We start from the raw sequence: 12,386 nt of genomic DNA on the forward strand, positions 1-12,386 counted from the left end.
CGATGACCTAAAGCGCGCCGGCCGAGGACGCTACGCCAGACCCAGCCCCGCCCGCAGGGCATCGATCGTCACCCGCGTTTTTTGCGGCAGCCACGGCCCTTCCGGCCACACCGCGTGGATGGCGAAACGCACACGGTCGCTGGGCGCCAGAACCTGCTGCAGCGTCCCGTCGGCGAGCGCCTGCGCCACCAGCCAGTCCGGCAGCCAGGCGATGCCCATTCCCTGCTGCGCCGCCGCGGCGATGGCGGCAAAGTCATCCTGCACCAGCCACGCCTCCGGGGTGAAGCGCACTTCGCCCTGCTGCGGGTCGTAAAGTTGCCATTTTTGCAGCTGACCGTTATGCAGATAGCCGAGGGTGCGGTGCTCGCTCAGCCCGGCGATGGTCCCCGGCGCCGGCTGGCGACGCAGGTACTCCGCCGCCGCGCACAGCACCATGCCATGCTCCCCCAGCGCCCGCGCCCGTAGCGACCCGGTGTCGGCCAGGCTCCCGATACGCACCGCGAGATCAAACCCCTCTTCCAGCAGATTGACCTGCCGGTCGCTGTAGTGGAGCTCGAGCTTCAGCAATGGATAGCGCTGGCTCAGGCGGAACAGCAGCGGCGCCACGCAGCGCTGGCCAAACAGCACCGGCAGCGAAATCCGCAGCCGTCCCTGCACCTCGCCTTTGCCGCGCTGCAGCGCTTCTTCGGCCTCGCGAATGCGTCCCAGCGCCTCCCGACACTGGTGATAAAATTGCTCTCCCTCTTCCGTCAGCAGTTGCCTGCGGGTGGTGCGCTGGAATAACGCCACGCCGAGACGCGCTTCCAGCCGGGCAATGGTTTTTCCCACCGCCGATCGCGTCACGTGGAGGATCGTCGCCGCGCTGGCAAAGTTACCGCTCTCGACCACAGTGACAAACACCGGGATCGCGTTCAGATCGTCGCGCACAGATTGGTTCCTTACGGGATACAATAGAGGAAAATAATGTCACTCCAGAGAGAAAAAAGACAGTGTTAGTCTCTGCTTCTATCCTTAACTTGAGGCACTCATCATGGCTAACGTTCTGGTATTAAAGTCCAGCATTAATGGCGAAACTTCCCTGACCAATCAGCTGATTAACGAATTTCTCGCGGCGCGCCAGGCGGCGGGCCGCCACGATCGGATCCGCGAACACGATCTCAGCGCTATGGCGCTGCCGACGCTGGATGGCGCGCTGTTTGCCGCCCTGCGCGGGGCGGCGGATCCGCGGCCGGCCATCCGCGCGGCGGTAGCGCTCTCCGACCAGTTTATTGCCGAGTTAAAAGCCAGCGACCTGCTGGTGATCGGCGCCCCGATGTATAACCTCAACGTCCCGACCGATCTGAAGAAATGGTTCGACCTCGTGGCGCGGGCGCGGGAAACCTTTCGCTACACCGACAGCTGGCCGCAGGGGCTGGTCGAGGGCGTCCGGGCGGTGGTCGTCAGCAGCCGCGGCGGTGTTCACCAGGGAGAAACCACCGACGCCGTCACCCCCTATCTGCGCGCGGTGCTGGGGCTGATGGGGATCCATGAGGTGGAATTTATCTATGCCGAAGGGCTGGATAACCGCCCGCACGGTCGCGACGCCGGGATCGCCAGCGCCCGGGCGCAGATAGCCGATCTCGCCGTTCCGGCCTGAGTCGCGGGGAAAAAGGGCTGGCGCTGGCGGCTTTTTTATTTTAGAGTTATCTAAATTTAGAAAAAGCTAAAATACATGACCACACCCGAAGACCTGCAGGCCCGCGCCGGCGAAGCCGCCGCGCTGATGAAAGCGATGAGCAATCCTCACCGTTTGCTGATCCTGTGCATGCTATGCGACGCGCCGCGGGCCAGCGCCGGTGAACTGGCCCGCGCTACCGGCCTGAGCCCTTCCGCCACCTCGCAGCACCTCGCGCGGATGCGTGACGAGGGGCTGATCGACAGCGAACGCGACGCTCAGCGCATCCACTATTTCATCACCCATCCTGCGGTACAGCAGGTGATCAACACGCTGAAAACGCTCTATTGCCCGTGAGGATCCTATGACCATCGCCACCTTAACCCCTGCCGAAGCCCGGGTGCAGATTGCCCAGGGTGCCAGACTGATAGATATCCGCGATGCGGATGAATACGCGCGCGAACATATTCCCGATGCCGAGCTGGTGCCGCTCGCCACCCTGAACGGCGGCGCGACCCTAAACGCCCGGGCCGGCGAGCGCGTGATCTTCCACTGCCAGGCCGGCTCCCGGACGCAGAATAACGCCATTCGTCTGGCCGCCGCCGCCGCGCCGGCGCAGGTTAGCCTGCTGGCGGGGGGGATTCAGGCATGGAAAGCCGCGGGGCTCCCGATTGAGGAAGATAAATCGCAACCGCTGCCGCTGATGCGCCAGGTGCAAATCGCCGCTGGCGTTCTGATTTTACTGGGGGTGCTGCTGGGCTATACCGTGAACGGCGGCTTTTTCCTGCTCAGCGGCGCGGTCGGCGCCGGGCTCACTTTCGCCGGGATGACCGGCTTTTGCGGCATGGCGCGCCTGCTGGCGATCATGCCGTGGAACCGGCGCCAGGGGAGTTAAAACGCACTCCAGATAAGCCAGGCAATGCCGCCGAAAAGCAGCCATTTGACGACGTAATAGACCGTCTTATTCCATTTTTTCAGCCGCTTGCCGACAATGCGGATCTGGTAGATATAGCGAAACGCCCGGTTAATTCCGCCGGTGCGATCGCTGGCGTCGTTGGGCGCCGAGGCGGCGCTCATCAGATAGCGCCCCAGCCAGTGGTTGACCTTCTGCGCCCAGCGGTAGCGCATCGGCCGTTCAATATCACAGAACAGAATCAGCCGATTCTCACCGCTGGTATTTTCCGCATAGTGGATATAGGTCTCGTCAAACAGCACCCCTTCCCCGTCGCGCCAGCTGTAGCGCTGACCATCCACCTCGATAAAGCAGCGGTCATCGTTCGGCGTCGCCAGGCCAAGATGAAAGCGCAGGGAACCGGCGTAGGGGTCGCGATGGCGCGGCAGACGGCTGCCGTCCGGCAGGGTGGCGAACATGGCCGCTTTCACCGACGGAATATCCCGCAGCAGCGCGGTAGTTTGTGGGCAAAGCTGGCTGGCGGAGGGATGGGCATCCTCATACCATTTCAGATAAAAGCGTTTCCAGCCGGTTTTAAAAAATGAGTTAAATCCGGCATCGTTATATTTATCGGCCGCTTTAATCTGCTCCAGCTGCTGGAGGCGGATGCCTTCTTCGCGAATAACCAGCCAGTTTTGTTGCAATATCGCCAGCTCGGGAAACATCTCCGGGCGCAGATAAGGCGTATTCGGCACGCGGGAAAATAAATACATAAATCCATTCAACGGCGCGGTAAATGTGGAATGGTCGGAGAGCTGTCGCCAGAAACGATAGCGCACCCGTCCGCGGTAATGGACATACAGCACAGCAATAACAATGATCAACAGAATGATATACTTCATGGTGTCTTTCCTGACCTGATTGATGGTAACCCTACCCTCGCCGTCCCCCTTGTCAGCAGCGGTATGGCGCCAGCAAAACATTAACAACATTAATACATATACCTCCAAATTGTTTTAACAAAAAAGAGCACACCCGGTGTTCAGTGCGCGGGCGTTGAGCTATGGTTTAGGTTCATCCGTGGTATTAACAGTGAGGAGTGAATGATGTTTTCTGTCGGCGATCTGGTACAACCGCGTGCGGGCGGGCCAAAACTGAAAGTGGTCGAAGTGCAGGGCGAGGCTCTGGTGGTGGTTCAGGCCGCGCAGGAGCAGGGAGAACGCTATACGCTGAAGTCAGACGAGGTGACGTCCTATCAGGAAGAGGGGGACTTCGGCGTCTGCTGAAGCCCCTCGCTGCAGGTCATAAGGCCAGGCCGGGCGGTGGGTCTCCCCGCCGTCGTGGTGCTGGCCGCATCGGTTTTAAATCAAAAAGCTGTCCAGCGATTTCCCCTCGGCGACCGCCTGGGCAATCGGCTTCGGCATTCTTCCCTGGCCGGTCCAGGTTTTCTCGGCGCCGGTATGATCGGTATAACGATATTTCGCCGGGCGCGGTTTCCGCTTTTTACCGCCCGCCATCGGCGGCTGAATATCGGCCACCAGCTCGTCAGGAGAAATACCGTCGGCGCGCATCAGCTCAAGCCAGGTATTCACTTTTTCCTGATATTCCGCCTGCTGCTGCGCCGTCAGCTGCTGTTGCGTACGTATTTCTTCAGTGACGATCCTGAGCTTTTCCAGCATCTCTTCAAGCACGTCAATGGAGAATTCACGGGACAGCGCGCGCAGTGAACGGATATTATTCAGTTTGTGTAACATTGAAGACATAAAATTAAAAATTTCCAAATAGCAAATTAAAAGACACAACGCGGCAAGTGTAATAGAAACGTTTATTTATTTCCAGCCTTCGGTTATCCAGATAAATATATTATGCAGAGAGTAAACCTTTTCCACTTACTTTATATCGGGAAATCCCCGGTTCTTTTTCGCCAGCACAGGCCAATAAGACCCTGAATAAATAAAAGCGGCGGATGGTGAGATAGGAAAATATATCAAGAAGGCGATATTACCTTTATAGTCAGCGGGTTATCCTCTTATCGTCGGTGAAGGCGCAGGCCCTCTCCGCGTGGCCGAATGAATAGTTACTCAGTCATTAAGAATAAAACGCCACATACCATTTTAGAATTTTTCACCACAAAAACCGGCATAATGGCATAAAAACATCTAAACATGACACTAATCACAGACTAACGCGATTTTGCGCCACAGCGGGCGGTCAGATGCCGACCCCCTGGTCAGATACCATGGCGAAAAAACAACACAACTATTTGAAATTAAAGGAATTTAACAAAGCCAGCAATAAATGTAGCGTAACGGGCAAAAAACCGACCTTCGCAGAGTATTTTATCGACAAAAAGGCAATAAATAAAAATTTATAGCTAGTTGCCACTTTTAATGCAGAGATATACTCTACGCACATCAAAACAGGCAGCCCAAAAACGCTATACCAACGCGCATTTTTCGGCGTTATTGACTTCATTTTCGAGGAGCACTCCGATGTTCTCTGCGCACTCCCGCTTGCGGCATGCGGTTGCAGACACCTTTGCGATGGTGGTTTACTGCACCGTCGTCAACATGATGATCGAAATTTTTCTCTCTGGTATGACGTTTGAGCAGTCGTTATCGTCGCGCCTGGTGGCGATCCCGGTCAACATTATTATCGCTGTCCCTTACGGGATTTATCGCGACTTCGCGATGCGTCAGGCCCGGCGCATCACTCCGGCCGGCTGGATGAAAAATATGGCCGACGTACTGGCCTACGTGACCTTTCAGTCGCCGGTTTATGTCGCCATTCTGTGGAGCGTGGGTGCGGACTGGCACCAGATTGTCGCTGCGGTGAGCTCGAACCTGGCGGTTTCAATGATGATGGGCGCCGCTTACGGCTACTTCCTCGACTATTGCCGCCGCCTGTTCCGCGTGGCGCCCTACCAGCAGGCAAAAGCCTGACCGACACGGTAACAGCGACTGGCTCTGCCAGTCGCTTCCTCCCGCCAGCCAGCTTCGCCCGGGTCTTTATCCAGCGAATTAATTCGTCGACATGGCCGGCTGGGCTTCGCCAAACAGTCCATTAAGAAAACGCTCAAGCGCCATGCGTGAGCTAAAGCCGTGCGGAATACCATAATGCTGCTGCGCATCCCCGGCTAAATACAGCGGAAACTGTTCATAATGGTCGCAGGTTTTGATATCTGAAGCCGGTTCAGCCAGCATATTGCTGCGCTCTTTTAACGCTGGATGAATAACTAACGCTGTTCGCCCCATGCGCGCTTCGCGGTTCACATAAACATAATTATCGCCGCGGCGATAGCCGTACGCTTTTTGCGTCACAACATCCATGGTGAAGCCGGCTTTTTCAAGAACACGCGCCACCTCATCGGGTCTTAAATACATACTGATTCCTCGTTATCTTTTACCGCACATTGACCTTACCTTATTCATTAAGGGCAGTGCTTTCGGAATATTCCAGAAACCACAGCAGTAAGCATAATTCAAAATCTTGTCCTACACTTACTCACTCGATGGAATTAAGGGAGATAACGATGGCTAACCATGTGAACCGCAACAATTTTGACGAGAACGCCGAAGATATTCATAACGATGTCAGCCAATTAGCGGACACGCTGGAAGAGGTGCTGAAATCGTGGGGCAGTGACGCGAAAGAGGAAGCGGAAGCGGCGCGTGCCAAAGCGCAGTCGCTGTTAAAAGAGACCCGCGCCCGCCTTAATGGCCACAACCGGGTGCAGCAGGCGGCGCTGGATGCGCGCCAGGCAGCGTGCGATGCGCTGGGCTGCGCCGACACCTACGTGCGCAATAAACCGTGGCACAGCGTGGGCGCCGCCGCCGCCGTCGGGGTATTTATTGGCGTATTGCTCAATTTACGTCGATAATAGCTATAGCGTTTGCTGCCGCCGCGCGATAAGCGCGCGGAAGCCCGCCAGCTTCACGGAAAGCAATGAAGATAACAAATACGCGTCAGCCCCTGCGCGCCTCTGGCCGCAGGGGTTTTTTATGCGCCAGCGGGCGTGACGCCGCCGACGCCGATCGCCTCCCTCAGCCGCCGGGCCAGCGCGCCAGCCATTGCCGGCGAGCGAATATTGGTAAAACTCATCAGTAATCCCCCCTCGCCGGTATGGCGCATCCGCCAGTCGCTCAACGCCTGTACCGCCAGCCCGGCCGCCACCGCCCGTTGGGCCAGCAGGCGATCGTCGCCGTTGACCGGCATGACCAGCTGAATCCCCCCCTGCTGCGGCGTGACCTGAAAGCCCTGCGCCTGCAGAGCCGACTCCAGCCACTCCCTGCGCTGGCTGTAGCTGGCGCGCATTTTTTTCAGATGACGCCAGAAATGGCCCTGCTGGATAAAATCCGCCAGCGTCTGCTGCCACAGGGTGGGAACGGTGCAGGGCTGGCGCTCCACGGTCTGGTGAAAGCGCGCCGCCAGCGCGGTCGGCACCACCAGCCAGGCGGTGCGCAGCGCAGGAAACATCGACTTACTGAAGGTGCCCGCGTAGATGACCCGCTGTGGCGCATCAAGGCTTTTCAGCGGCGGCAGCGGTTTGCCGCGATAGCGAAACTCGCTATCGTAATCATCCTCAATGATCCAGGCGTCACGCTCCGCGGCCCATGCCAACAGCTGGCGACGCCGGGGCAGCGAGAGCGCCACTCCCAGCGGACTCTGATGCGCCGGGGTGAGCAGGGCAAACCGCGCCTGCGGGTGATGGCGCTGGCCCCAGGCGATATCCATCCCTTCGTCGTCCACCGGGATCGCATCCACCACCAGCTGCCCGGCCTCGACCACCGGGCGGATAAAGGGATATCCCGGATCCTCCATCCACATATGCTGCCCCGGCTGCGCCAGGGTACGCAGGATCAGGTTCATGGCGGTGGCATAGTTGCCGGCGATCAGGACCTGCTCCGGCTGGCAGTCGATACTGCGCGACAGGCGCAGATAGTCGACGATCGCCTGACGCAGAAGCGGGTCGCCGCCGGGATCGCCGGGCGCCAGATCGAACCGCGACTGCGTCCGCAGCCGGCGCCCCATCACCCGCGCCCACAGCCCGCGCGGAAAGAGATCCAGCGCCGGGAGCCCCATCTGAAACGGCAACGGCTCCGCCGGCGCGGCAGGTTGCGCGGGCGGCACTGGCGCCAGCTGGCGCGGACTGAGCCGCTCGCTGACAAAGGTTCCCGCCTGCCCGCGTCGCTCGAGCCAGCCCTGGGCGACCAGTTCGCCCCAGGCGTTTTCGATGGTCGCCCGGGAGACGCCCTGCTCCTGGGCAAACACCCGACTGGCGGGCAGACGGCTGCCCGGAGCCAGTTCGCCACGTTCAATGGCGGATTTCAGCTGGCGGGCGATGCGTTGATAAAGAGGGAGGTGGCTGGCTTCCATTATGGTCTGCTTTTTTCATCACAATATGGCTATCTTTTGCAGTCCATTATAGTGCTATTTTGGCTGCCGTCTTAGAGAGGAGAACACCATGAGCCAATTACGTCAGCCATTCAGTGAACTGAGCCCGGAAGTCTATAAAGGGCTGGTGCAGGCCAGCCTCGCGCTGGAGAAAAGCGAACTGGGCAGCGCCCTGGTGGAGCTGGTCTATTTACGCGTGTCGCAGATCAACGGCTGCGCCTTCTGCCTTGAGAAGCACAGCCAGGCGCTACGCAAAGGCGGCATGGCGCAGAGCAAGCTGGATGCCCTGGCCGGCTGGCGGGTGAGCGACCATTTTACCCCTGGCGAACGCGCGGCGCTTGCCTGGGCCGAGTCGGTCACCGACATCGCCGCCAGCCATGCGGAAGATGAGGTTTACCTGCCGCTGCGCGAACATTTTACCCCACGTCAGATAAGCGATCTCACCTTCGCCATCAGCCTGATGAACGCCTTTAACCGCCTCGCCGTCGCCATGCGTCTGTAGTTTCGCGCAGCCTTCCCCCTCCTCCGCCTGGCCACCCCGGCGGGGGAATACTTTGCTAAAGACGCTATATATTGAGTGGTTGAAGTTTTAAATTACTACATCTAGTATTTCCTTATCGAATGGCCCACAACGTTCGACGCTACGTTTAGCGCCGTGTTGTTATCTTAAATGGAAATACGAATCATGCGCATTATTATTTACACTCGAAATGACTGCGTGCAGTGCCATGCCACCCGACGAGCCATGGAGAGCCGGGGAGTGGCCTTTGAAATGGTCAACGTCGACCAGCAGCCGGATGCCGCCGACACCCTGCGCGAGCAGGGGTTTCGCCAGCTGCCGGTGGTGATCGCCGGCGACCTGCGCTGGAGCGGCTTCCGCCCGGATATGATCAATCGCCTGCGCCCCTCCGTCGCGGCGGCCAGCGCATGAGCCTCATCGTCTACTTCTCCAGCCGTTCGGAGAACACCCATCGCTTTGTGCAGCGCCTGGGGCTGCCGGCGGTGCGCATCCCGCTGAACGAGCGTGAACCTCTGCAGGTAGACGAGCCCTATATTCTCATCGTTCCCAGCTATGGCGGCGGCGGTACCGCCGGCGCCGTGCCGCGTCAGGCGATCCGCTTTTTAAACGACGTACATAACCGTCGGCTGATCCGCGGGGTGATTGCCGCCGGCAATCGCAACTTTGGCGACGCCTGGGGGCGCGCCGGGGATGTCATCGCGCAGAAATGCGCCGTGCCCTATCTCTACCGCTTCGAGCTGATGGGAACCCCCGACGATATCGATAACGTGCGTAAAGGAGTCAGCGAATTTTGGCAACGACAACCGCAGAACGTATAACCGCCGCCGTGGATTTTCACGCCCTCAATGCGATGCTGAATTTGTACGACAGCGAGGGCCGCATCCCGTTTGAGAAAGATCGCCAGGCGGTTGAGGCTTTTATGGCGACCCAGGTTCAGCCCAACACCCTCGCCTTTGCCAGCCAGGAGGATAAACTCAGCTGGCTCGTCCGCGAGGGCTATTACGATCCCCAGCTGCTGGCCGGCTATGATCGCGGGTTTGTGCTGGCGTTGTTCGCCCATGCCAGGCGCGCCGCGTTTCGCTTCCAGACCTTCCTCGGCGCCTGGAAGTTCTATACCAGCTACGCGCTGAAGAGCTTTGACGGCAAGCACTACCTCGAGGATTTCGCGGAACGCAGCGTAATGGTGGCCCTGACGCTGGCCCGGGGCGATGAACAGCAGGCGCGGCAGCTGACGGAGGAGATACTCAGTGGCCGCTTCCAGCCGGCCACGCCCACCTTCCTTAACGCCGGCAAACAGCAGCGCGGGGAGTTGATCTCCTGCTTCCTGCTGCGCATTGAAGATAATATGGAGTCCATCGGCCGGGCGGTGAACTCGGCGCTGCAGTTGTCGAAGCGCGGCGGCGGCGTGGCCTTTTTACTCTCCAATCTGCGCGAGGCCGGGGCGCCGATCAAGCGCATCGAAAATCAGTCCTCCGGCGTGGTGCCGGTGATGAAGATGCTGGAGGACGCCTTCTCCTATGCCAACCAGCTCGGCGCCCGCCAGGGGGCGGGGGCGGTCTGGCTGCACGCTCACCATCCCGATATTTTGCGCTTCCTTGATACCCGGCGTGAAAATGCCGATGAGAAAATCCGCATCAAAACCCTGTCGCTGGGGGTGGTGATCCCTGACATCACCTTCCAGCTGGCGAAAGAAGACGCGCAGATGGCGCTCTTCTCGCCGTATGATGTCGAACGGCTGTACGGCAAACCCTTCGCCGACTGCGCCATCGGCGACCTCTATCCACAGCTGGTAGCCGACGATCGGGTTCGCAAACGCTGGATCCGCGCCCGCGATCTGTTCCAGCGCCTGGCGGAGATCCAGTTTGAATCCGGCTACCCGTACATCATGTTTGAAGACACGGTGAACCGCGCCAGTCCGGTGGCCGGGCGGGTCACCATGAGCAATCTGTGTTCCGAGATCCTGCAGGTCAGTACGCCGTCCGCCTATAATGAAGATCTCAGCTATGCCCGTATCGGGGAAGATATCTCCTGCAACCTCGGCTCGCTGAACATCGCCCACACCATGGACTCGCCGGATTTCGGCCTCACTATCGCCACCGCGGTGCGCGCCCTGACCGCCGTGTCCGACATGAGCCACATTCAGTCGGTCCCCTCCGTGGCGGCTGGCAACGCCGCCTCCCACGCCATCGGTCTGGGGCAGATGAATCTTCACGGCTATCTGGCGCGGGAAGGCATTGCCTACGGCAGCCCGGAGGGGCTGGACTTCACCAATATCTACTTCTACACCGTGACCTGGCACGCGCTGCACACCTCGATGCTGTTGGCCCGCGAGCGCGGCCAGCGCTTCGCCGGCTTCGGGCAGTCGCGCTACGCCAGCGGGGAATACTTCGACAAATATCTGCAGGAGTCGTGGCAGCCGAAAACCGAACGGGTCCGCGCGCTTTTCGCCCGCGCCGGCATCTCCCTGCCCGACCGGGAAAGCTGGCGCCAGCTGCGCGACGACGTCATGCGCTATGGCATTTACAACCGCTATCTGCAGGCGGTGCCGCCCACCGGCTCGATCTCGTACATCAACCATGCTACCTCCAGCATTCACCCGATCGTCTCGAAGATTGAGATCCGCAAAGAGGGGAAAACCGGACGGGTGTACTACCCCGCGCCGTTTATGAATAACGATAATCTGGCCCTCTACCAGGATGCGTACGAGATAGGCCCCCGGAAGATCATCGACACCTACGCCGAGGCGACGCGCCACGTCGATCAGGGGCTGTCGCTGACCCTGTTCTTCCCGGATACCGCCACCACCCGCGATATCAACAAGGCGCAAATCTACGCATGGAAGAAAGGCATTAAGACGCTGTACTACATCCGACTGCGCCAGCTGGCGCTGGAAGGCACTGAAATTGAAGGCTGCGTGTCCTGCGCGCTGTAAGGAGAACAGGATGACCCATTTAACGCGCGTCAGCGCGATCAACTGGAACCGCATCGATGACGATAAAGATCTGGAGGTGTGGAATCGTCTCACCAGCAACTTCTGGCTGCCGGAGAAAGTGCCGCTGTCGAACGATATTCCCGCCTGGCAAACCCTCAGCGCGGCGGAGCAGCAGTTGACCATTCGCGTTTTTACCGGGCTGACCCTGCTCGACACCATTCAGAACACCATCGGCGCGCCGGCGCTGATGACGGACGCTCTGACCCCGCATGAGGAGGCGGTGCTGTCGAACATCAGCTTTATGGAAGCGGTTCATGCCCGCTCTTACAGCTCCATCTTTTCCACGCTGTGCCATAGCAAAGAGGTGGATGCCGCCTTCGCCTGGAGCGAAAGCTGCGAACCTCTGCAGCGCAAAGCGCAGCTGATGCTGGGCTACTATCAGGCCGACGAGCCGCTGAAGAAAAAAATCGCCAGCGTGTTCCTCGAATCCTTTCTCTTCTATTCCGGCTTCTGGCTGCCGATGCACTTCTCCAGTCGGGGAAAACTGACCAATACCGCGGATCTGATCCGCCTGATCATTCGCGATGAAGCGGTGCATGGCTATTACATCGGCTACAAGTATCAGAAAGGACTGGAGATCGTCAGCCCCGGTAAGCGCGAAGAATTGAAAAACTTCGCCCTCGATCTGCTGATGGATCTGTACGACAACGAGCTGGCCTACAGCCGGGAACTGTACGGCGAGAGCGGCTGGTTCGACGACGTCAGCGCCTTTCTGTGCTACAACGCCAACAAAGCGCTGATGAACCTCGGCTACGAGGCGCTGTTCCCGGCGGAGATGGCGGCGGTTAACCCGGCAATCCTCGCGGCGCTGTCACCCAACGCCGATGAAAACCACGACTTTTTCTCCGGCTCCGGCTCCTCCTACGTGATAGGAAAAATGGAAGAGACCGCCGACGACGACTGGGACTTTTAACCGTACTTTCATCAGGAATAT

Annotated in this window: 15 protein-coding genes and 1 pseudogene; 11 read left to right on the top strand and 5 right to left on the bottom strand. The window is 59.1% G+C overall.

The genetic code is table 11. The features are described 5' to 3' along the window. Window positions 1-30: 30 nt before the first annotated feature. A complete protein-coding gene (locus tag ABLX76_RS20110; protein WP_086076418.1) occupies window positions 31-927 on the bottom strand; it encodes a LysR family transcriptional regulator in 897 nt (298 codons plus the stop codon). A 103-nt stretch (window positions 928-1,030) separates the two neighbouring features. Between ABLX76_RS20110 and ABLX76_RS20115 the strand changes: the two genes are divergently transcribed. The 3 genes and pseudogenes from ABLX76_RS20115 (at window position 1,031) to ABLX76_RS20125 (ending at window position 2,565) form a co-directional block, all read left to right on the top strand. Beyond that, window positions 1,031-1,636, top strand: coding sequence for an NAD(P)H-dependent oxidoreductase (locus ABLX76_RS20115; protein ID WP_048298082.1), 606 nt, complete (start codon window positions 1,031-1,033; stop codon window positions 1,634-1,636). A gap of 75 nt (window positions 1,637-1,711) precedes the next feature. Then, entirely contained in the window at window positions 1,712-2,011 is a 300-nt protein-coding gene (locus tag ABLX76_RS20120) for a metalloregulator ArsR/SmtB family transcription factor (RefSeq protein WP_002914277.1), read from the top strand. Between the two features lie 7 nt (window positions 2,012-2,018). Continuing rightward, window positions 2,019-2,565 (top strand): annotated as a pseudogene (locus ABLX76_RS20125) (rhodanese family protein). Here the strand turns inward: ABLX76_RS20125 and lpxO are convergent. After that, entirely contained in the window at window positions 2,546-3,448 is a 903-nt protein-coding gene (lpxO, locus tag ABLX76_RS20130; RefSeq protein WP_065812313.1) for a lipid A hydroxylase LpxO, read from the bottom strand. The pseudogene ABLX76_RS20125 and the gene lpxO overlap by 20 nt on opposite strands. Before the next feature lie 204 nt (window positions 3,449-3,652). Here lpxO and ABLX76_RS20135 point away from each other — a divergent pair, with 204 nt between their 5' ends. Next, entirely contained in the window at window positions 3,653-3,832 is a 180-nt protein-coding gene (locus ABLX76_RS20135; RefSeq protein WP_065883406.1) for a hypothetical protein, read from the top strand. A 75-nt stretch (window positions 3,833-3,907) separates the two neighbouring features. Here ABLX76_RS20135 and stpA read toward each other — a convergent pair whose 3' ends face one another. Next, window positions 3,908-4,309 carry a DNA-binding protein StpA gene (gene stpA / locus ABLX76_RS20140; protein ID WP_086076428.1) on the bottom strand — a complete coding sequence of 134 codons (402 nt, stop codon included), beginning with the start codon at window positions 4,307-4,309 and terminating at the stop codon, window positions 3,908-3,910. Between the two features lie 729 nt (window positions 4,310-5,038). Here stpA and alaE point away from each other — a divergent pair. Next, the gene (alaE, locus tag ABLX76_RS20145; RefSeq protein WP_004205719.1) at window positions 5,039-5,488 is read left to right on the top strand and encodes an L-alanine exporter AlaE; all 450 of its coding nucleotides are present in this window, start codon (window positions 5,039-5,041) and stop codon (window positions 5,486-5,488) included. A 78-nt stretch (window positions 5,489-5,566) separates the two neighbouring features. Here alaE and ABLX76_RS20150 read toward each other — a convergent pair whose 3' ends face one another. After that, window positions 5,567-5,929: a DUF2002 family protein gene (locus tag ABLX76_RS20150; RefSeq protein WP_002914291.1), complete on the bottom strand. Its 363-nt coding sequence runs from the start codon at window positions 5,927-5,929 to the stop codon at window positions 5,567-5,569. A gap of 149 nt (window positions 5,930-6,078) precedes the next feature. Between ABLX76_RS20150 and ABLX76_RS20155 the strand changes: the two genes are divergently transcribed. Beyond that, window positions 6,079-6,426 (top strand): DUF883 family protein, encoded by a 348-nt coding sequence (locus ABLX76_RS20155; RefSeq protein WP_032432206.1) that lies wholly within the window; start codon window positions 6,079-6,081, stop codon window positions 6,424-6,426. A 119-nt stretch (window positions 6,427-6,545) separates the two neighbouring features. Here ABLX76_RS20155 and ABLX76_RS20160 read toward each other — a convergent pair whose 3' ends face one another. Next, a complete protein-coding gene (locus tag ABLX76_RS20160) occupies window positions 6,546-7,922 on the bottom strand; it encodes a PLP-dependent aminotransferase family protein (protein WP_048335065.1) in 1,377 nt (458 codons plus the stop codon). A gap of 88 nt (window positions 7,923-8,010) precedes the next feature. On the opposite strand from ABLX76_RS20160, the gene ABLX76_RS20165 reads away from it, so the two are divergent. The 5 genes from ABLX76_RS20165 (at window position 8,011) to nrdF (ending at window position 12,365) form a co-directional block, all read left to right on the top strand. Beyond that, window positions 8,011-8,442 carry a carboxymuconolactone decarboxylase family protein gene (locus tag ABLX76_RS20165; RefSeq protein WP_023290749.1) on the top strand — a complete coding sequence of 144 codons (432 nt, stop codon included), beginning with the start codon at window positions 8,011-8,013 and terminating at the stop codon, window positions 8,440-8,442. 183 nt (window positions 8,443-8,625) lie between these two features. After that, window positions 8,626-8,871: a glutaredoxin-like protein NrdH gene (gene nrdH, locus ABLX76_RS20170; RefSeq protein WP_348875151.1), complete on the top strand. Its 246-nt coding sequence runs from the start codon at window positions 8,626-8,628 to the stop codon at window positions 8,869-8,871. Then, complete coding sequence (nrdI, locus tag ABLX76_RS20175; RefSeq protein WP_023290751.1) at window positions 8,868-9,278, top strand: class Ib ribonucleoside-diphosphate reductase assembly flavoprotein NrdI; 411 nt, start codon at window positions 8,868-8,870, stop codon at window positions 9,276-9,278. Before nrdH ends, nrdI begins: the two co-directional genes overlap by 4 nt. Continuing rightward, window positions 9,251-11,392, top strand: coding sequence for a class 1b ribonucleoside-diphosphate reductase subunit alpha (nrdE, locus tag ABLX76_RS20180; protein ID WP_253230920.1), 2,142 nt, complete (start codon window positions 9,251-9,253; stop codon window positions 11,390-11,392). The genes nrdI and nrdE overlap by 28 nt, the downstream gene beginning before the upstream one ends. Window positions 11,393-11,402: 10 nt before the next feature. Continuing rightward, window positions 11,403-12,365, top strand: a complete 963-nt coding sequence (gene nrdF / locus ABLX76_RS20185) for a class 1b ribonucleoside-diphosphate reductase subunit beta (RefSeq protein ID WP_244337353.1) — start codon at window positions 11,403-11,405, stop codon at window positions 12,363-12,365. Window positions 12,366-12,386: the final 21 nt, after the last annotated feature.

Origin of the sequence: Klebsiella sp. JB_Kp004, from assembly GCF_040065795.1 — a bacterium.
GTDB classification, from domain to species: domain Bacteria; phylum Pseudomonadota; class Gammaproteobacteria; order Enterobacterales; family Enterobacteriaceae; genus Klebsiella; species Klebsiella quasipneumoniae.

Excerpts from the sequence above, each read along its gene's own strand:
- nrdF (WP_244337353.1), top strand. The coding sequence starts at position 11,403 with ATGACCCATTTAACGCGCGTCAGCGCGATCAACTGGAACCGCATCGAT.
- ABLX76_RS20160 (WP_048335065.1), bottom strand. The coding sequence starts at position 7,922 with ATGGAAGCCAGCCACCTCCCTCTTTATCAACGCATCGCCCGCCAGCTG.
- ABLX76_RS20150 (WP_002914291.1), bottom strand. The coding sequence starts at position 5,929 with ATGTATTTAAGACCCGATGAGGTGGCGCGTGTTCTTGAAAAAGCCGGC.
- lpxO (WP_065812313.1), bottom strand. The coding sequence starts at position 3,448 with ATGAAGTATATCATTCTGTTGATCATTGTTATTGCTGTGCTGTATGTC.
- ABLX76_RS20115 (WP_048298082.1), top strand. The coding sequence starts at position 1,031 with ATGGCTAACGTTCTGGTATTAAAGTCCAGCATTAATGGCGAAACTTCC.
- nrdH (WP_348875151.1), top strand. The coding sequence starts at position 8,626 with ATGCGCATTATTATTTACACTCGAAATGACTGCGTGCAGTGCCATGCC.
- ABLX76_RS20165 (WP_023290749.1), top strand. The coding sequence starts at position 8,011 with ATGAGCCAATTACGTCAGCCATTCAGTGAACTGAGCCCGGAAGTCTAT.
- stpA (WP_086076428.1), bottom strand. The coding sequence starts at position 4,309 with ATGTCTTCAATGTTACACAAACTGAATAATATCCGTTCACTGCGCGCG.
- alaE (WP_004205719.1), top strand. The coding sequence starts at position 5,039 with ATGTTCTCTGCGCACTCCCGCTTGCGGCATGCGGTTGCAGACACCTTT.
- ABLX76_RS20155 (WP_032432206.1), top strand. The coding sequence starts at position 6,079 with ATGGCTAACCATGTGAACCGCAACAATTTTGACGAGAACGCCGAAGAT.
- nrdI (WP_023290751.1), top strand. The coding sequence starts at position 8,868 with ATGAGCCTCATCGTCTACTTCTCCAGCCGTTCGGAGAACACCCATCGC.
- ABLX76_RS20135 (WP_065883406.1), top strand. The coding sequence starts at position 3,653 with ATGTTTTCTGTCGGCGATCTGGTACAACCGCGTGCGGGCGGGCCAAAA.
- ABLX76_RS20120 (WP_002914277.1), top strand. The coding sequence starts at position 1,712 with ATGACCACACCCGAAGACCTGCAGGCCCGCGCCGGCGAAGCCGCCGCG.